Origin of the sequence: Kamptonema sp. UHCC 0994 (assembly GCF_029167235.1) — a bacterium.
In the GTDB taxonomy this organism is placed as follows: domain Bacteria; phylum Cyanobacteriota; class Cyanobacteriia; order Cyanobacteriales; family Microcoleaceae; genus Kamptonema.
The window spans coordinates 1-18903 of sequence record NZ_JARFTR010000146.1 but is presented as its reverse complement, the minus strand read 5'-3'; the positions used below and the strand labels follow the sequence as shown (position 1 = coordinate 18903).

Annotated in this window: 10 protein-coding genes and 1 pseudogene; 5 read left to right on the top strand and 6 right to left on the bottom strand. The window is 44.7% G+C overall.

The window, feature by feature from the left end; genetic code table 11:
- Window positions 1–106 precede the first annotated feature (106 nt).
- From PY364_RS14015 to wecB, 4 genes are all read right to left on the bottom strand, one after another.
- Entirely contained in the window at window positions 107–1465 is a 1359-nt protein-coding gene (locus PY364_RS14015) for a branched-chain amino acid ABC transporter substrate-binding protein (RefSeq protein ID WP_275523354.1), read from the bottom strand.
- A 345-nt stretch (window positions 1466–1810) separates the two neighbouring features.
- Entirely contained in the window at window positions 1811–3364 is a 1554-nt protein-coding gene (locus PY364_RS14010) for a CHRD domain-containing protein (protein ID WP_275523352.1), read from the bottom strand.
- An 84-nt stretch (window positions 3365–3448) separates the two neighbouring features.
- Window positions 3449–4372 carry an AraC family transcriptional regulator gene (locus PY364_RS14005; protein WP_275523350.1) on the bottom strand — a complete coding sequence of 308 codons (924 nt, stop codon included), beginning with the start codon at window positions 4370–4372 and terminating at the stop codon, window positions 3449–3451.
- A 260-nt stretch (window positions 4373–4632) separates the two neighbouring features.
- The gene (gene wecB, locus PY364_RS14000; RefSeq protein WP_275523349.1) at window positions 4633–5772 is read right to left on the bottom strand and encodes a UDP-N-acetylglucosamine 2-epimerase (non-hydrolyzing); all 1140 of its coding nucleotides are present in this window, start codon (window positions 5770–5772) and stop codon (window positions 4633–4635) included.
- A gap of 200 nt (window positions 5773–5972) precedes the next feature.
- On the opposite strand from wecB, the gene PY364_RS13995 reads away from it, so the two are divergent.
- The 5 genes from PY364_RS13995 to PY364_RS13975 all read left to right on the top strand — a co-directional run bounded on the left by PY364_RS13995 (window position 5973) and on the right by PY364_RS13975 (window position 18069).
- The gene (locus PY364_RS13995; protein WP_275523348.1) at window positions 5973–10442 is read left to right on the top strand and encodes a response regulator; all 4470 of its coding nucleotides are present in this window, start codon (window positions 5973–5975) and stop codon (window positions 10440–10442) included.
- A gap of 90 nt (window positions 10443–10532) precedes the next feature.
- On the top strand, window positions 10533–12212 hold the full coding sequence (locus PY364_RS13990) for a diguanylate cyclase (RefSeq protein ID WP_275523347.1): 1680 nt from the start codon (window positions 10533–10535) through the stop codon (window positions 12210–12212).
- Between the two features lie 530 nt (window positions 12213–12742).
- Window positions 12743–16399, top strand: coding sequence for a PAS domain S-box protein (locus PY364_RS13985; RefSeq protein WP_275523346.1), 3657 nt, complete (start codon window positions 12743–12745; stop codon window positions 16397–16399).
- Between the two features lie 30 nt (window positions 16400–16429).
- Entirely contained in the window at window positions 16430–17026 is a 597-nt protein-coding gene (locus PY364_RS13980; RefSeq protein ID WP_275523344.1) for a pseudouridine synthase, read from the top strand.
- A 197-nt stretch (window positions 17027–17223) separates the two neighbouring features.
- Window positions 17224–18069, top strand: coding sequence for a transglutaminase family protein (locus PY364_RS13975; protein ID WP_275523342.1), 846 nt, complete (start codon window positions 17224–17226; stop codon window positions 18067–18069).
- A gap of 198 nt (window positions 18070–18267) precedes the next feature.
- Here PY364_RS13975 and PY364_RS13970 read toward each other — a convergent pair.
- Both PY364_RS13970 and PY364_RS13965 read right to left on the bottom strand, forming a co-directional pair.
- Window positions 18268–18552 (bottom strand): annotated as a pseudogene (locus tag PY364_RS13970) (transcriptional repressor); the annotation flags it as partial.
- Window positions 18553–18660: 108 nt separating this feature from the next.
- On the bottom strand, window positions 18661–18903 hold a 243-nt coding region (locus PY364_RS13965; protein ID WP_275523340.1), incomplete at its 5' end, for an HNH endonuclease signature motif containing protein.

Genomic DNA, 18903 nt, shown 5'->3' with positions numbered 1-18903 from the left:
ATGGCGGCGTTACGGATGCTTTTGCGTAAGTGCTGTAATTGTTAGCTCCCAATGCCTTTGGTAGCTGGGAACAGTTAACAGTTAACAGTTAACAGTTAACAAACAATTATTCATCTTTGAGCACGCTCACAAACTCCCACTTCCCATCTTTAACGACATTTCCCGACATCGTAGTAATGCTAGTGTCACCGTTAGCGTCAAAACTCCAAGTTCCGAGTAACCCGTTAAAGTCTTTAGTTGCCATCACTGCATCACGGATAGCAGCCCGGTCATTTTTGCAGACTTTATTAATCGCATCCAGAACCACTTTAGCCGACTCGTAGCTATAAGCAGCATAAGCTTCTGGTTCAGAATTGTATTTTTGTTTGTAACTTTCGTACCAAGTTTTTCCTGCACCAGTCAATTCTTTTGCTGGGACTCCTCCAAATGTGGCATAAACTCCTTCAGCATCTTTACCAGCAGCATCAATTAGCGCTTTCTCATAAGTACCATCAGGCCCCATGAACTTGACTGTATCAGCAGTCATCCCAACATTTCTCATGTCCTTAATTAACTGTCCGGCGTTATTCTGAGTAATGCCACCAAAGTAGATCAAATCTGGCCCCAAAGCCTTAATCTTAGTCATCAAAGCTTTATAATCAGCAGCCTGCCTGTCAATTCCTTCACGTCCTAGAACTTCTAAGCCAATTTCTTTGCTTGTTTTCTCGAAAATGTCTCCCAATCCTTTGCCATAAAGTTCTTGGTCGTCGAGGATATAGACTTTTTGTACTCCTAAAGATTTAGCCCACTTAGCACCGACACTTCCTTGAAGGTCATCAGCAGGTACGACACGAACGTAGTTGCGTTTGCCGGTCGGGTAATAAACATTAGGTTCCTGGGGCGTACCCTTCCCTGGTTTAGTCAAGCCGGGATAAGTATTAGCGGGACTAACCATTACTAAGTTAGCTTGATTTAGAATGGGAATAGACAGCTTAGCTGCACCTGAGTTGAAGTGACCGATAACTGCAACAACACTACCATCAGCCACAGCTTTGTTAGCGTTCGCCGTCACCTGTGCCGGGTCCCATTTCCCCGTCGCTGCTGTGGCATCATCAAATTGCTCAAATTGGATCTTGAGTTTACCATCGCAAGCCGTTGAGTTTGCCTCATCCACAACTTGCTTAATACCATTGACCATCGTTTGAGTCTGTCCCTGAGAACTGCCGGTCATTGGCAACATCGAAACTATCTTGAGAGTATTAGGATCGGCGGGACTAGCAACGCTAGTAGAGCTAGTTGTTGAGGCGGAAGGGGCTTGGGGGCTTTGACAGCTAGCGCATAGCGAGGCTACGCCTGCGGCCCAGATTAGTTTTTTCAAGGTAGGGGAAAGTAAGCCCAGAGGGGTTTTCGGGGCTGCGATCGCTCGACCGTCGCTAGATTTGCCTGAGTTGGGGAGTTGGTTTCTTTGTTCCTTAAGTTTTTCCATTTTTTGTTTTTAGAGACAACTTATGTTATGTTTTTTCAGGCTAATCTGCCATTGGTGGAATAGTATCCCACAAAAAAGTAACAGTTAACTGTTCACCGTTCACTGTTAACGCATAATTGGTAATTTGTCAAATCTGTTATAGAACCCCTGTGGGAACTCTGATGCTCAGCTAAAATCAGAAAAAAATTAAGTTTGATTGTTTGTGGAGACTTTAAATTAATTGGAGATAATTGAAAGTAAGGGAGAGAGAGCGGATTCAGTTTTCATACAGTATCGAGATGCTCTCTCCCCAAGCCCATTTTTAAGGAGGCTTTATCGGGTAAAAACTAAGTTTAGAAAAGTATATTACCCCTGTGCTGGATAAATTTGACCTCGCATTTCGCCATAGAATGAGTGTTCCTCTGTGTGGAGGTTGAAATAAAGCGCACCTCGTCGTGCTACTGCTTCTATTCCAGCAACAGTATTGACTTGACCGGGCAGGCCAATTTCCACCGGACAACCTTCAGGTAAGCGAGGAACATTGTCAGGAATTGAGGGAGTTTGACCTTCATCAATCACTGGAGGCGCACTTGTAGGTAAATTACCAGGTAGACTAGGAGTATTGCCAGGAACTTGTGAAGTAGGTTGGACTGATTCTGGCAAACCTTGATTAGGAATTTGAGGCGCACTTGTAGGTAAATTACCAGGTAGGCTAGGGGTATTGCCAGGAACTTGTGAAGTAGGTTGGACTGATTCTGGCAAACCTTCATCATGATTGTGAATGACACCTAAATGAGCAGATTTTCGATCGGTATTGTCAGGAAGTTGTTCAATAGCTTGGCTTGTTTGAGAAGTCAAACCTTGAGCGGGACTTTGAATGGCACTAGAAGTTAAATCAGGTGGAGAATCGATAAAAGTAATATTTTCATTCGAGATTGAGGCGGAAAATTTACCATCTACAATCGTCTTATCAAAAGTTCCGAATTGCCCGAAATCGACAACAATCGGCCCAAGCACACCAGGAGGGCCGCAGTGGATATGGAATGCAGTAATTTCTGAAACATCGACACCAGATATTTGAACATCAACCTTGAGGGAACTTAGATTTTTAGGGAAACTAAGGCTACCATATCCTTTCGCGTCCGATACAATCGCTTCCCCAGGTTCTTGTTGAGGACTGAGGAATGCTTCATACTTAGTAGAAGATTTCTCTCCGAAAGGATCGGGGATACTGTCAGAAGTGCCTGTAAGAAAATCTGCGGCGGTTAAGTCGGTAGCTGCAATACCACTAATCACAAATAGCGATTGATTGGTAATCTTATCAGTCACTAATACTTGACCTGAATTTGTTGTGGTAATGGCGAGATCCTTAAAAGTTAGAGAGGGATTAAGTTGGATAAAGTCAACACCGTTTTGAAAGTCCGTAATTAGATCGATACCTTCACCCTTAGATATGACAAAAATATCACCGCCATCTCCTCCAGTTAATGTATCGTTTCCGCCTCCCCCTGTAAGAACATCATCACCTAAATCTCCTAATAAAATATCGTTACCGATGTCGCCATTAAGGATATCGTTACTTTTACCACCGATAAGTGTATCCTCGTTTTGACCACCCGAAAGCGTGTCGGAGCCTTGATTTCCACAGAGTAAATCGTTTCCAGCATTACCTAAGAAGAGATCGTTACCTCCTAATCCAATAATCGTATCATTTCCTGCCATGCCGTAATAAGTGCGACTCTCTTCGTTATTCGTTACCCAGTCATCACCTCCTAAGAGCATAATAATGTCTTTTCCCGGTGAATTAGCAAGTGAACTAATCTGGTTGGCAGGCAGTTGATTGAAGAAAAATATATCATTGCTTTCAGTCGCTTGAGCGATATCAGAAGGCATTCCTATGTCGATTGCTGATAATTCCATATCCGTTAACCTGCGTGTTAATTTATTTCAACATAAAATTTATAACTTGCTATTTCCTAGTACCGCTAGTCAAATTGCGAAAGATTAGTTTCGCAAAATGTCTGAAGGCTTTTTCCCAAAGTGCTGGTGGAAGTATTTTGTAAAGCGACCCGGATTATAAAAACCATATTCAAAAGCAATTTCTGTAATCGTTTTGTTACCCTCCATTAACTCTATACGAGCAGCTTCAAGTCGGATATTTCGCAGGAATTGAGTGGGAGAAATACCATAATGACGAGCAAAGGCTGTTTGCAGAGAACGACTGCTACAATTCATTGCAGCCGAGATTTGTGCGATTGTAAGCTCTTTTTTTATATTTGCTCGAATGTATTCAGCAGCCTCCCGCACGCGAGCGATTCCTGTCTCCGATACCTTGATATTTGAGTTATCTAAATTGCCGAAAGATGTACCTTGTACTAAGGTTGAGAAAATGGCAATTTCTAGATTTTCAATTACTATTGGATGTCCGTTAGTTTCAATCAAATTCCAGAGTGTCATTACCATTTGATACAGGGAACGACCATAAATAGTGCTACGATCTATAACTTGCATTACTTTGGGACGTTCGGGGGAATTGTCCATATATTTGCTCAATTCAGTTAAAAATCTAGCTTCATCTATATAAATTGATATTGCATTATATTTGGATGAGTGCCGCATACGGATTATCTCGATTCCTGGCTGATTCATTACCAGATGTTTCTGGTTGACTAGGAGTTCTTTAGACCCAACTTTTAAGATATGATCGCCGTCTGAAAATGTGAAAACAATTTTGCCGGGAAAGGTATATCCTGCGGTATATGTACTACCAGCTTCCCAAATAACATTAAGGAGCTCGAAGTTCTTTAATTTTGCAAGTCTCCATTGAATTTTATAATCTTTTGAATGAGGGATATGTTTAGTAATAGTTGGTACTTGCTTAATATATATATCTGGATCTTTGATCTCAATATTCACATCCCATCCCATAATAAGTTTCTCCTAAAATCAATGTCAATAATTATATATCGTGGAGCAGTTGTCAATCATTAACTGTTAACTGTTAACTGTTAAGTAGTTGTACAAAAATAAATAATGTCATTGCGAGCCAAGCGAAGCAATCCCAAAACCCTGCGTTGGCGTAGCCTGCCCGAAGGGCTTATGCTTCACTTCACTTCGTGACCTTCGCAATGACATGGCTGCGTTATGTCCGACTACTTAGTTGTTAACTAACAACTAACAACTAACAACTAACAACTAAAAAAATACTCTTGAACAATTTTCAAAATTCGTTCTGCGGCCATTCCATCGCCAAAGGGATTAATTGCCATTGCCATTGCATTGTATGCCTTTAAATCACTGAGTAACTCTGCTGCTGCTGCGACAATTTTACTGGAATTAGTACCAACAAGTTTAGCAGTTCCAGCCTCAATTGCCTCTGGTCTTTCCGTAGTTTCTCGTAATACTAAAACAGGCTTACCTAAACTAGGCGCTTCCTCCTGCAATCCACCCGAATCAGTAAGAATTAAATAACAGCGCTGAATCGCTCCTACCAGTTCTGCATAATCCAAAGGTTCTGTTAAGAAAACTCTCGGATGCTCACCTAAAATAGCTTGTAAAGGTTCGCGGACAACTGGATTACGATGCAAAGGTAAAAGTAACGCTGTATCGGGAAATTTATCTAAAATTTCGATAAATCCCTGGGCAATTCCTGCTAGCGGTTCGCCCCAATTTTCCCGGCGATGAACAGTTGCTAAAATTGTGCGATATTGATTCCAATCTAAATTAGGAATATTACACTCAGGCTGTCGCTTTGCTACTGAAAGTAAAGCATCAATTACAGTATTTCCAGTATGGTGAATTGCACCGACAACTCCTGATTTTTTTAGATTTTCTACTGCTAACAAAGTAGGAGCAAAGTGTAGCTGAGTTAGCTGTGAAATTAGGCGGCGGTTCGCTTCCTCCGGGTAAGGATTAAATAAATCGTCAGTACGGAGCCCCGCCTCTACGTGACCTACGGGAATTTTTTGGTAAAATGCAGCTAGGGCAGCAGCAAAAGCAGTTGTGGTATCACCTTGTACCAATACAATTTCTGGTTGCAATTCTTTAAATAATCCTTCTAAGCCTTGCAAACTTCGGCAAGTAATGTCTGTAAGAGTTTGCTGGTGCTGCATGATCGCTAAATCGCGATCGCCCTTAAAGTCAAATAGCTGCATCACTTGCTCAACCATTTCGCGGTGCTGACCAGTTAAAATTACCTGGGTATCAAAGGATGGCGAATTTTTGAACATTTGGATCGCTGGGGCGAGTTTAATCGCCTCTGGGCGGGTTCCCAAGGTGATGCAGACTCGGTGAATGGCTTTTGTGCGCTGAATCGGAGATTTCGGCATTAAAATTAGGTGATTTAGATTTTCCTCGCCTAGAGGCTGACGAGTCGATACTTCAGAATAAATCAGGACTTACGCAAAGTATCTCTAACGCCGCCCTTACTTGCGGTGTCATAACCGCCTAGAGAGCTACTGTACTATCAGAGTAAGTCCTAATAAATAATAGAAAGATTTTTGCCTGTCTAGCAGGAGGAATTATTTTAATGGAATTTTTGATAACTATTTTTTCATTCTTCAATTTTAGTCCTCCTCAGCGTTCTGGGACAGAGGTATCATCTTTTTCTCTGACTACTACCCCCTATTCCCTACTTGTCTTGGGTAATGGCGCGATCGCCCTGTCCCTAGTTTATTTTGCCTGGAAGCGGCGAAACCTGCCCTACAATTGGGTTGTCTGGATGTTAGCAGCCTTCAGTAGCGCCGCCTGTACAAGCAACTTGCTGGAAATCTCCCAACTTTCCCCTTCCGCCAATTGGTTAACAACATTAAGTGCTGCTTTCACCGCTGTACTTTCGATCGCCGCAGCTTATGCGATCGCTAAAACCAGTCTAGTCCAGCAAGAAACTCTCAACCCACCACTGGAAAGCGCGATGCCTGGGGCTGACTTTGCTTACGCTGACTCACCCATTAGCCCAAAAATACAAAATATCAGCGATCGCCAAATCTCAGAACCCACAGAGGAAGCTAGTTTAGAACAAAATTCTAGGAGCGAGTTTACCGCTCAATTATCCCACCCACAGAGCATCCTTACAAACCCGCCCATCAGTTCTACAGCCACAAATTCAGCATCCAACAGCAGTATTAACAGCGAGTCGGCCGCCTTCTCGATTATTCAAAAATTAGAAGCTCAAATCGCCAGCAACGCCTCAGTAGAAGAAGCTTTATTAACTTCCCAAATTCGCCTAGTCGGAATTCTCGACCTTGCCCAAGATGCCATTATTTCCGTAGGCGAAAACCAACAAATTCAACTGTTTAACCGAGGTGCCGAACAAATTTTCGGCTATAGCGCCAGTGAAGTATTAGGGGAACCCCTAAACCTACTATTTCCGAACCAGGGCTTCAGAAATAGCACAAACCAAACCTTACTACCCCTTGAAGCTTCCCAAAACACCAAAGGAAACCGGGCTGAGATAACAGCCAGACGCAAAGACGGTAACGACTTCCCCGCTGAAGCGTCAATTTCCCAACTGGAGTTAAAAAACGAATCAGTATTTACCCTAATTTTGCGGGATATCAGCGATCGCAAACGCGCAGAACAAAAACTCGGTATCCAAGCCCGCGCCTCAGCCGCCATCGCTCAACTCGGCCAGCGAGCCCTAGCTGGCATTCCCCCTTCCCACCTGATGAATGAAACAGTCACCCTGACTGCGATTACCCTGCAAGTAGAGTATTGTCAAATCTTAGAATATCAGCCAGAAACCCAGAATTTATTACTGCGAGTAGGATTTGGCTGGCCCCAAGAGCTCATCGGTGTAGCGATCGCCGCCGCTAACGACAATTCCCCCTTTGCCTTTACTTTGAACTCTGGCGAACCTGTAATTGTCGAAGATATCACCACAGAAACCCCTTTCACTGACTGCTTACAGCCATTAGCAAACACAATCCTACGAGCCTGCACCAGCGTTCAAATCCCAGGAATTAACCAACCCTTCGGCATTTTAGCCACCCATTCCACTAAAAAACGCACCTTCACTACAGATGACGTTCACTTTCTGCAAGCTGCGGCCAACGTCTTAGCCAGCGCGACGATCGGGTTTGCAGCTCAAGAAGCCTTACACCAACAATTTCAGCGCAGCTTACTACTGGGGAAAATTACCAGCGAAATTCGTCAAAGCCTAGATCCCAAAGAAATTTTTCAGACAGCAGCCACCCAGATCGGTCATGCCTTTGGCGTGAGTCGCTGTATTATTAGCGTTTATGCGATCGCACCCCATCCTCATTTACGCCGCGTGGCAGAATATCTAGAGCCGGGATATCAATCCCTGCTGGATGTCGAAATTCCTGTCACAGGCAACCTTCACGCCCAGAAAGTGCTTGCTCAAGACCAAGCGATCGCCTCCTTTGATATCACCGTTGACCCCTTGCTACAAGACAAATTTATTCCCTACGAACAATTGCAAGTCAAATCCATCTTGGCAATCCGCACCTCCTACCAAGGGGAACCCAACGGCGCTATCGGCTTGCATCAATGCGATCGCCAACGCCAGTGGACAATCGGTGAAATTGAATTGCTCGAAGCCGTCGCCGCACAAGTCGGAATTGCCCTGGCTCAAGCTCAACTACTACAACAAGAAAAGCAAGCCCGCAGCAAACTCGCCGCACAAAACAAAGCCCTAGAACAAGCCCGACTCGCCGCAGAATTAGCCAACCGCGCCAAAAGCGAATTTCTCGCTACCATGAGCCACGAAATTCGTACTCCCATGAACGCTGTGATCGGTATGACCGATTTACTGCTGGAAACCCCCCTTAATCCCGATCAGCAAGAATGTGCCGAAACAGTCCGCAGTAGCAGTCAAGCTTTACTGACAATTATTAATGACATTCTAGACTTTTCCAAAATTGAATCCGGCAAACTCGACCTAGAAAAAGAACCCTTTGAGTTGCAAGCCTGTATTGAGAGCGCGATAGATCTCGTCGCCTCCAAAGCTACGGAAAAACACTTAGAAATAGGTAACATCATCGATCCGCAAATACCGAAGATTATTCTGGGAGATGTCACCAGACTACGACAAATATTAGTAAATTTACTTAGTAATGCAGTCAAGTTTACTCATAATGGTGGAGTCGTAGTGTCAGTACACAGGGGGCATTCACAGTTGATCGCTCATCAGTCGCCCACAGAGGCAGAACAAATCTGCGAAATACTCTTCGCGATCGCAGATACAGGCATAGGTATTCCTGCTGACAGGATGGATCGCTTGTTTAAACCCTTCAGCCAAGTTGATTCCTCCACTACCCGACAGTACGGCGGGACAGGACTAGGACTCGCTATCAGCCAACGCTTATGCGAGCTCATGGATGGTAGGATTTGGGTTGAAAGCAGAGGAACGATCGCCGGAAATCCACCTGGGGAATGGGGAGCGGGGGAGCAGGGGAGCAGGGGAGCGGGGGAGCAGGGGAGCGAGGGAGCGGGGGAGCGGGGGAGCGAGGGAGCGGGGGAGCGGGGGAGCGAGGAAGATTTTGGGCGAGGGGAGATGGAAGACAGAAATCTCCCGCCAGTCCCTTTGCCCCTGTGCCCCTGTGCCCCTGTGCCCCTGTGCCCCTCAACCCCAGGTTCAGTATTTTATTTCACAGTAGAAGTGCGATCGCCAAGCGCGATCGCACCCCAACAGACAAACTTGCCTTATCCCCAACTAGCTGGAAAACGACTGCTAATAGTTGAAAGTCACCCCATCAACCAACAGGTTTTAACCCTACAAACCCGCAACTGGGGAATGTTTCCCACCGTTGCTACCCACAGTGCTGAAGCCTTGGAAAAACTACAGACAGAACCAAATTTTGACTTAGCTATTCTGAGTACGGAAATGCAAGAAATGGACGGCTTAACCCTTGCCGGAACCATTCGCCAACAGCTAGAACTTACCAATTTGCCTTTGATATTACTAACTCGTATTGGTAAGGCTCCCACTGCGATCGCAAACCTTAATATTACTGCTTTTCTTAACAAACCAATTAAACACTCTTACTTTTATAGTATTTTACTCCAAATTTTTGCACAAAAATCTAAGGTGATTCCAGTTGAGAATTCCACCCCAAAACCAAATACCAACCAGCCAACTCTTAGCAACCTGCGAATCCTACTAGCAGAAGACAATGCAGTTAACCAAAAAGTCGCTCTGCGGCTATTACAGCGGCTCGGATGCACTGCTGATCTAGCTACCAATGGCTTAGAAGTGCTCAGTGCTTTGCGATCGCGACCCTACGATGTTATACTTATGGATGTGCAAATGCCAAAAATGGACGGATTAGAAGTCACACGCCGCATTGCCTCAGAATGGCCATTGCCAGCAGATAAAATCAGTAGTATTAAACCTGAAAATCCCCCCCCTTCATCCTTCCCTAAGCCTTGGATTATCGCCGTCACTGCTAACGCCATGCTCGGCGATCGCGAAAATTGTATCAGTGCAGGTATGGACGACTATCTCAGCAAACCAATAAAATTGGAGGAAATGAGAACCGCACTCAATAACGCACTCAATAAATCTCAGAAGCTAGTTTCATTAACAACAGTTGACGATACTCTGGTAGCAGCAAACCCTCCAATTTCTCCCTGTATTCTTGACCCCAAGGTATTGCAATCTTTAGAAGAAATGCTGGGAGGTGATACCTCTTCTGTCCTTGTAGAAATGATAGATTGCTACCTCGAAGACTCGCTCAAAATGTTACAATACCTCCAGACCGCAAACCGTAGTCAAAATGCAGCAGATCTCTACGCAGCCGCCCATACTCTTAAATCAAGTAGTGCTACTTTTGGGGCAGTTCAATTGTCTAAACTATGCAAAAAACTTGAAGCAATAGCTCGTAATTGTGTCCAATCTAAATTTGCAGAAGCCGAAAAGATATTATCCCTACCCCCCGAAGTTCAGCCCTTAATATTCGAGCTGGAAACTGAATATCAAAAAACAAGGCAAGCACTAAAAATACTCCGTTTACAATGCCTAGAATCAATTCTTTAGCATTAAAACAGCTTGTTAACAGTTAACAGTTAACAGTTAACAGTTAACAGTTAACAGTTAACAGTCTTCTTCCTTCTTCCTTCTTAGTAAATGATTAACACCCCCATAGAGAAAGATTCGCCACTCATTCTCGTGGTGGACGACGAAAAGTCCATGCGGGTTCTGCTGCGCCGCGCAATGGAAAAACAAGGCTATCAAGTCATTGAGGCTAGTGATGGCAAAGAGTGCTTAGAGAAATGTTCCAAGCGTTGGCCAGATATCATCCTGCTTGATGCCATCATGCCAGTAATGGACGGCTTTACCTGCTGTAGCGAATTGCAAAAACTTCTTACCGAGGAAGAGAAAGCCAAAGGGCAACAGGAACAGCTAAATACTTCTTTTTTGCTTCCCCTTTCTGCACCGCGCGAACGTACACCTGTGTTAATGATTACGGGACTTGACGATCCAGAATCCGTCGATCGCGCTTTTGCCGCTGGCGCTACTGATTATGTCACCAAACCGATTCACTGGGCAGTTTTACGACAGCGCGTGCGCCGCCTACTGCAAAACGGACAACTGATCAAGGAATTGCAGCAGCAGAACGAGCAAGAGCGTTTGATGGCTAGAATGTTGGAGCGCATTCGCTATTCCTTGAATCTGGACGTAATTCTCAATACTACGGTGGCTGAGGTCAGGCAATTTCTCCAAACCGATAGGGTACTAATTTACCGTTTTTATCCTGAGAAAAAAGGGGTGATGGTGGTGGAATCTGTGGTATTTCCTTGGATATCTGTCCTGGGAACAACTATCGAAAATTATTGCTTTAGCGAACAGTATGCCGAACTTTATAAGCATGGGCGTATCCATACTATTGAGGATATCTACACTGCTGATATCTCTGAATGTCACAAAGATTTTTTGGCTCAGCTTCAAGTGAGAGCCAGCATGATTGTTCCTATTGTTATTAGGGAACAGAGAAATTGGGGAACTCTGGAAATGGGGAGATTGGGAGATGCGGAAAACGAGACTTCTCCTTTGCCCCTCGCCTCTAATCTTCCCCAACCCTCCGCCCCGTCACTTAAGGGTTCCCCCACCAGCGAGCCTAAGCTTTGGGGATTGTTAATTGCTCATCATTGTTCGCAATCCCGCCGATGGCAACCAGCAGAAATCAGATTTGTAGAGCGTTTGGCTGCTCAGGGGGCGATCGCGATCCAACAATCTCAACTCTATCAGCGGTTGGAAGCGGCGAATGCTGAGTTACAGCGTCTGGCTTCTATGGATGGACTTACAGGATTGGCCAACCGCCGTCAATTTGATGAATATCTCGAATATGAATGGCTGCGATCGCTACGAAATGGTGGCCCAATCTCCCTAATTTTATGTGATGTTGACTTTTTTAAGCTCTATAACGACACTTATGGACATCAAGCTGGGGACGAGTGTCTGAAAAAAGTAGCCTTGGCTATTAATGAGGCCAGACAGCAACCGGGGGATTTTGCAGCCCGTTATGGAGGGGAGGAATTTGCGGTGATTCTCCCTTGCGCCCAGAAACAGCGGGCTCTTGAGGTTGCAGAGGATATTCGTCGCCGGATTGGTGTTTTGCAAATACCTCACGTTAGCTCTAAAGTTAGTGAGTTCGTTTCTGTCTCGTTAGGTGTGGCTAGTTTTCCTGGGAAGCAATGGCTATCGATTTCCTCAGTTTCTAGGGAAGGACTGATTGCTGCGGCTGATAAAGCTCTTTATCAGGCAAAACAGGAAGGGCGCGATCGCACTGTAGTCCAAATTTGCTGAAGGAAGAGGGAAGAACGAAGTAAGAACGAAGGGGGAAGTAAGGAAGGGGGTCGCTATACTGAAAGTAGAATTTTTATAATATTAATTGCTATTCAGTAGTCAGTGATACAGATTTTTTATTAATTTCAAAAATTGCGTTTTAATTCTAATTTTTTAATTCTTAATTATAAAATTTTTACCTGAAAAGTTTAAAATTTAGAGAATAGTTCTGGATTTAAGGCTAACTCAGGTAAAAAAAGAACAATAGGAGCGATATCGGTAGATCGAAGACAAAAAATATGGTAAAAAAATCTTGGTATTCTCTTGCTAAGATGTCAAGAATTAGGCAAATCTGTTAGACTTATCTCACCCAAATCTGCCAGCTCAAAAGCGCAAAGCGAAATAGAGACGATTTGAGCCTAGATCGCAACACATCCCTAAAAATTGGGCAACTGCGTACACCACCATTGATTAGGAAAGCGGTAAACCCCGCCCCGCTTTCTTCCCAATCCCTGAAGGGTATGGGTGTCCAGCGGGCTTCTCTCATCCGCATGCAAACTCGCGCAAACTACCATTATCCTGAGACAGAAACTAATTCTTGCGTTTCTAAAGTACACGATCTCAACTCAGATATAGAGTGGTGCCGAGCCGAGAGCCAAGCAATTCCGCGTCGGATTGAACACATCTGTTTCCTAGCGGATGCTTTACCAGTAGTGATATGGATGTCAGACGCATCCAGCCGATATACATTTTTAAATCAACGGTGCTTAGAGTTTACAGATCGCAGTTTGGGAGAAACACTGGAAAGTGCTTGGGAAAAAAGCGTTCACCCAGAAGATTTGCAGCAGTGCTTAGCAGCATACCGCCAAGCAATCGAGGTGGGATCGGACTTTCAAGCTGAATATCGCATCAGGTGCAGAAATGGAGAATACCGCTGGATTCTAGATACTGGAGTCCCCCAGCAGACAGCGGAGGGGACTTCGATCGGATACGTCGGTACAAGTTTAGATATAACCGAGCGTAAGCAGCTTGAGGAAGAATTGAAAAAATACCGCAACCGCATCAACGAACTGATAGCAGAACGCACTGCCGAATTGATGTTTAATAATTCACAATTTGAACAAGAAATTAGCTGTAGCAACCAATCAACGGAAGAACTAGATCCTGAAATATCAGAACAGTTCCCTGCTATCTTTGAGCAAGGGGCAGTCGGAATCTCGAATGTCAATCCTCAAGATAAGTTCATCCGAGTCAATCGGCGATTTTGCGAAATAGTTGGCTACAGCGAATCAGAATTGCTGGAAATGAGATTTCAGCAAATTAGTCACCCAGAGGATTTGGAAGCTAACGAAAATTTTAGACAAGCTTGTTTAGCAAATCAAATTCAGAGTTATTCCCTGGAAAAACGCTTGATCAGAAAAGATGGTTCTCTGGTTTGGGTGAACTTAACAGTTTCAATAGTGCGCGATGCAATGATGCGCCCTGAGTATAATATTGCAGTAATTGAAGATATAGCAACTGCTAAAGTGGTTAGGACTTACGTAACGCCGCTCTCTGGAAGATTAGGATACCGCCTAGAAGGCGGCGTTACGGATATTAGTCCTAATGGCGATCGAGAGCGATGCTTAGGGATGCCTACGCCACCTTTTCCTAGCTGTATGAATACCGAAGTTTTCGACATCAAAAAAACTGCTACTTGGGAATGGACGCGATTTGATGGCAGAACTTATCAAAGCTACAACTTCCCTTTTACAGACATTGATGGTTCACAGTTAGTTATGGAATTGGGTATCGACATCAGCGAGGGCAAACAAGTAGTGTCAGCCCTACGGCAGTCACAGGAAATGCTACAATTGGTAATTGATAATATTCCCCAAGCCATCTGCTGGAAAGATAGAAACTCCGTTTACTTAGGTTGTAATCGTACTGCTGCTGCCGATGCAGGTTTGGCTTCTTGTCAAGACATCATCGGACTTACAGACTGGGATTTACCTTGGACAAAAGAGCAAGCTGAGTCATTTCGCAAAGGCGATCGGCGTGTAATGGAAACAGATACCCCCCAATACCGCATTCTTCAACCCCAACTGCAAGCAAACGGTCAACTGGCGTGGCTAGATACTAACAAAATCCCTCTGCACGACACAGATGGAAACGTTGTTGGTATCCTCATCACTTACGAAGATATTACTCCCCACAAACAAGCCCAGGAAGAAATTATAGAAGGGGCTCAAAGGCTATCCACAGTCATCGAAACTGTTGGAGAAGGCATTACCCTCAGCGACGCGGATGGAAACTTTATCATATATAACTCCAGGATGGAGGAGCTGACGGGTTATAGCAAAACTGAAGCTGAAATTGCCGGAGATTTCCTGCGGTTGCTGTATCCTGACCCTCATGCTCACGCTGCTGCCTTGAATGGCATCAGGGAGATGGTAATTACAGCGGGGTTTCGGGATGTAGAAACAGCGATCGTTACTAAAGAAGGCAAGCAGAAAACGCTTTTGGTATCGACATCCTTAATGCAGTATAAAAACCGCAGCCTATTTTTGAGTGCTTACCGCGATATCTCCCACCGCGTAGAAGCCCAAGAAGCTCAGCGGCAAGCTGAGGAGAAATACCGCAGCTTGTTTGAAAATGCCCTGGAAGGGATTTTTCAGACTACGATTGACGGTCATTATCTGAATGCTAATCCCGCTTTAGCCAGGATTTACGGCTATTCTACGCCACAGGAATTGATGGTACGCTTGACTGATATTGAGCGACAGTTATACGTAGAACCAAATCGCCGCACCGAGTTCATCCGGCGACTGCAAGAAGATGATGCGGTGTCGGGGTTTGAATCCCAAGTTTACCGCTCTGACGGTACGGTGATCTGGATTTCCGAGAATGCCCGTGCGGTTCGCGACAGGCATGGAACGGCGCTTTACTATGAGGGAACTGTTGAAGATATTACCGAACGCAAACGCTTGGAAGAGGAACGCAGGCAGCAAGCTGAACGGGAGCGGCTGATTAGCAAGATTGCTCAGCGTATCCGTTCGTCTCTCGATCTTAGGGGTATTCTGAGTGTAGCAGTCGCGGAAGTAAGGGAATTTTTGCAGACAGATCGAGTATTAATTTACCGCTGCGAACCGGATGGAAGTAGGATAGTGGCTGTGGAATCGGTAGGTTTAGATTGGCAGCCGATGCTAGATGTCAAGGTTCTTGATGCTGGGTTTGCTAAGTCTATGTTTGTTGGCGGTCAAATCCAAGCAGTTGAGGATATTTATCAGGCAGATTTACCTCAGTCTTATGTTGATTTACTCGCTCAGTTTCAAGTGAGAGCGAATTTAGTGATGCCGATCGCGCTACAGGGATTGGGTGGTACAGGAGCTTTTGAGCAGGAGAGCGGGGGTGTGGGGGTGCAGGGGGGTACCTCTGACTCTTATAACTTAAAACTGGGAGGCGTTGCAAGTGCAACTAAGCAGTCTCAAAACTCAAAACTTGCCAACTCTCAACCTTGGGGATTGTTAGTTGCTCACCATTGTAAGGGTTCGCGGCACTGGCAACCGCAGGAAATGGATTTGCTCAAACAGTTGGCGGCGCAGTTGGCGATCGCGATCAGCCAAGCTGAACTTTATCAAAGATTACGGGATGCTAATCAAGAACTCAAGCGGATCGCTACTTTGGACGGTTTAACGCTAATTCCTAACCGTCGCTGCTTTGATGAATATCTGGAGTGCGAATGGGCGCGATCGCAGCGCGATCAAACCCCACTATCATTAATTCTGTGCGATGTTGACTTTTTCAAGCTTTATAATGATACCTACGGACACCAAGCAGGCGATTCCTGTTTGAAAAAGGTTGCTGCTGCTCTTAATCGTTCCGTTGAAAGATGTTTACGCCGTGTTGGAGAGTGGGATACGGGAAAAGTTTCTGAGGACGAAAACCTATTTTTGGCGGCGCGTTACGGTGGAGAAGAATTTGCGGTGATTTTACCTAATAGGGATAGCGCTTCTGCCTTACGTGCTGCTAAAGCTATTCGTTGTGAAATGGAATCTCTCAGACTACCCCATGCTAAGTCAAGCGTTAGCAAGTACGTTACTTTGAGTATGGGCATAGCCACTACTGTTGCAGATAGCGAGGTTTCCGTAAAGTTGATGATCTTGGCAGCGGATAAGGCCCTTTATCGAGCTAAAGAGCAGGGTCGCGATCGCATTGTTTTATCTTAATAGGATTTATATCAGGATCTATAATTTAAGATGCCTTCTTACCGCTATATTCTCTTTTATAAGCCCTACGATGTTTTAACCCAATTCACGGACACCGAAAGTGAGAACAAACGTAGCACCCTCAAAGATTACATACCCATTCCTTCTGTCTATCCTATAGGACGGCTGGACAGAGATAGCGAAGGGCTGTTACTTTTAACAGATGATGGGCAAATGCAGCATCGACTAAGCGATCCAAAATTTGCTCACCCGCGCACTTATTGGGTACAAGTAGAAAAAATTCCTAGTGAAGATGCGATCTCAGATCTGCGATCGGGCCTTACTATTCAGAATTATCGCACTCGACCGGCAAAAGTCAAGCTATTATCGGAAGAACCGCTATTACCGCCACGCGATCCGCCGATCAGGTTTCGCAAAAACATACCCACTGCATGGTTAGAAATGACCCTTACAGAGGGGAGAAACCGTCAGGTACGGCGAATGACTGCGGCGATTGGTTTCCCTACTTTGCGGCTAGTAAGAGTTGCGATCGCGCACCTAAGCTTAGATGGTTTAGAACCCGGTCAATGGCGCGAACTTGACCCTGAAGAACTTAAACTCCTAGGGGCTAGGGAAAGAAGGGGCTAGGGGAAGAAGGGGCTAGGGGCTAGGGGCTAGGGGCTAGGGAAAGAAGGGAAGAAGGGAAGAAGGGAAGAGGAAAGAGAATTGCTTGAGCAATTCAGAGTTTCTTAAACGCCTTGGCGGTTGCTATAATTACACAACCAACAATTAACAACTAACAACTAACAACCAACAACTAACAACTAACAACTAACAACTAACAAATGCTCTACAAAATTGTTCATATCACTACTTATACTTATAGCAGACCTGTTGATTTAGATCCTCATATAGTTAGGCTGCGATCGCGCTCTTGTGGGTTTCAGTCCCTCCGGGCTTTTTCCTTAGAAGTCACCCCCGAACCAGCTGGAGTTTCTGACGTGCTAGATTGGGAAGGAAATAATACTATCAAACTGTGGTTTACACAGCCTACAAACAAACTCACGGTTAAAATTACCTCTGAAGTCGAAACTCACTGTACAAATCCCTTTAATTACCTCATAGAACCTTGGGCAATCCAGTTCCCAATTACAGATTATCCAGCACCAGTGCTAGCTCAGCTTGCGCCATATTTACAACCTATTAGTAGCCCCGTAATAATGGAATTAGCACAAAAAATTTGGCAAGTAACAAACGGTCAAACGGTTAACTTCCTTAGCGAACTTAACCAGAGAATTTATCAAAATTGCGAACAGATAGTTAGAGAAACTGGCGATCCATTTCCTGCCGGAATTACCTGGAATCAAAAGTTAGGTTCCTGTCGCGATATGGCAATTATTTTTATTGAAGCTTGTCGCGCTGTTGGGTTAGCTGCAAGGTTTGTCAGTGGCTACCAGGAAGGAGTTCCCGAACAAAAAGAACGACATCTTCATGCTTGGGCCGAAGTATATTTGCCGGGAGCGGGTTGGTTGGGATACGATCCTACGCAGGGTTTAGTAGTTAGCGATCGCCATATTGTCCTAGCTGCTAGTGCCATCCCTCGCTACGCCGCCCCTATTTCTGGCAACTTTAGAGGTGCTAGTATTATGTCAGATATTCAATATACTTTGTCCATTGAAACTCTCAACTAAATTCACGATCCCTACAAAAACTTTTATGTTTTGTCCCAGTTAAAGAGGATAATAGTAATATTAACAGGACTTACGCAATCGTAATGAAAAATCAAGAATGGCAATCGTATCACTTGGTTCGCAATGACACAATTGCATAGCTTTTGCGAAAGTCCTACGATCGCCATTCTTCATCATCCAAACTTTCAAGATCGGGTATTATTCCTCATCTGAGTGTGCTATATCTAAGTGAGCGATATCTGCGTGTGCTGCATCTGCGATCGCTTTTGGACATGACCAATTACTCGACAGCAAAGATGGCCATCCCATCCGCAACGCCTCATGACAAACTGTATGAATCGTTAGCTGACAATCCAACAAATGCAATCCTGACTTTTCAGACTGCTTCATGCCAATTTTTAAGATCGAGTCATTAGTAAACTCAATAGTTTTATTACACTGAACGCAGACAAGGTGATGGTGGTGGTGCGGGTAAGGCTGATTGTTAGAGTCGATAGAGGCATTGCTACCTCGACCTCTCCTTCAGAACCGGACGTGAGACTTTCACCTCATCCGGCTCCTCAATAATTCCACCTTTGTTATAGGCACGATTCAAAACGGTTTATTGTCGTGATTCTTATTTAGGGAACCGTCCGTAGCCGTCTTTATGTCATGGCAATGTCTATGCAGAAGTTGAAGATTATCATATTGGTCTTTACCACCTAATAAGAGCGGCAATTTATGGTCAACTTCTACAATGTCTGTACTTGTAAAGTACAAACCACAGTGTGAACAGATACCCTTTTGTTTCTTGATTAAGGATGCAACCCTGTTAGGTGTATCTGGGCTTTCGCC

What these genes read in the sequence shown, in the direction of transcription:
- PY364_RS14015 (WP_275523354.1), bottom strand. Translation starts at nt 1,465, where the DNA reads ATGGAAAAACTTAAGGAACAAAGAAACCAACTCCCCAACTCAGGCAAA.
- PY364_RS14010 (WP_275523352.1), bottom strand. Translation starts at nt 3,364, where the DNA reads ATGGAATTATCAGCAATCGACATAGGAATGCCTTCTGATATCGCTCAA.
- PY364_RS14005 (WP_275523350.1), bottom strand. Translation starts at nt 4,372, where the DNA reads ATGGGATGGGATGTGAATATTGAGATCAAAGATCCAGATATATATATT.
- wecB (WP_275523349.1), bottom strand. Translation starts at nt 5,772, where the DNA reads ATGCCGAAATCTCCGATTCAGCGCACAAAAGCCATTCACCGAGTCTGC.
- PY364_RS13995 (WP_275523348.1), top strand. Translation starts at nt 5,973, where the DNA reads ATGGAATTTTTGATAACTATTTTTTCATTCTTCAATTTTAGTCCTCCT.
- PY364_RS13990 (WP_275523347.1), top strand. Translation starts at nt 10,533, where the DNA reads ATGATTAACACCCCCATAGAGAAAGATTCGCCACTCATTCTCGTGGTG.
- PY364_RS13985 (WP_275523346.1), top strand. Translation starts at nt 12,743, where the DNA reads ATGCAAACTCGCGCAAACTACCATTATCCTGAGACAGAAACTAATTCT.
- PY364_RS13980 (WP_275523344.1), top strand. Translation starts at nt 16,430, where the DNA reads ATGCCTTCTTACCGCTATATTCTCTTTTATAAGCCCTACGATGTTTTA.
- PY364_RS13975 (WP_275523342.1), top strand. Translation starts at nt 17,224, where the DNA reads ATGCTCTACAAAATTGTTCATATCACTACTTATACTTATAGCAGACCT.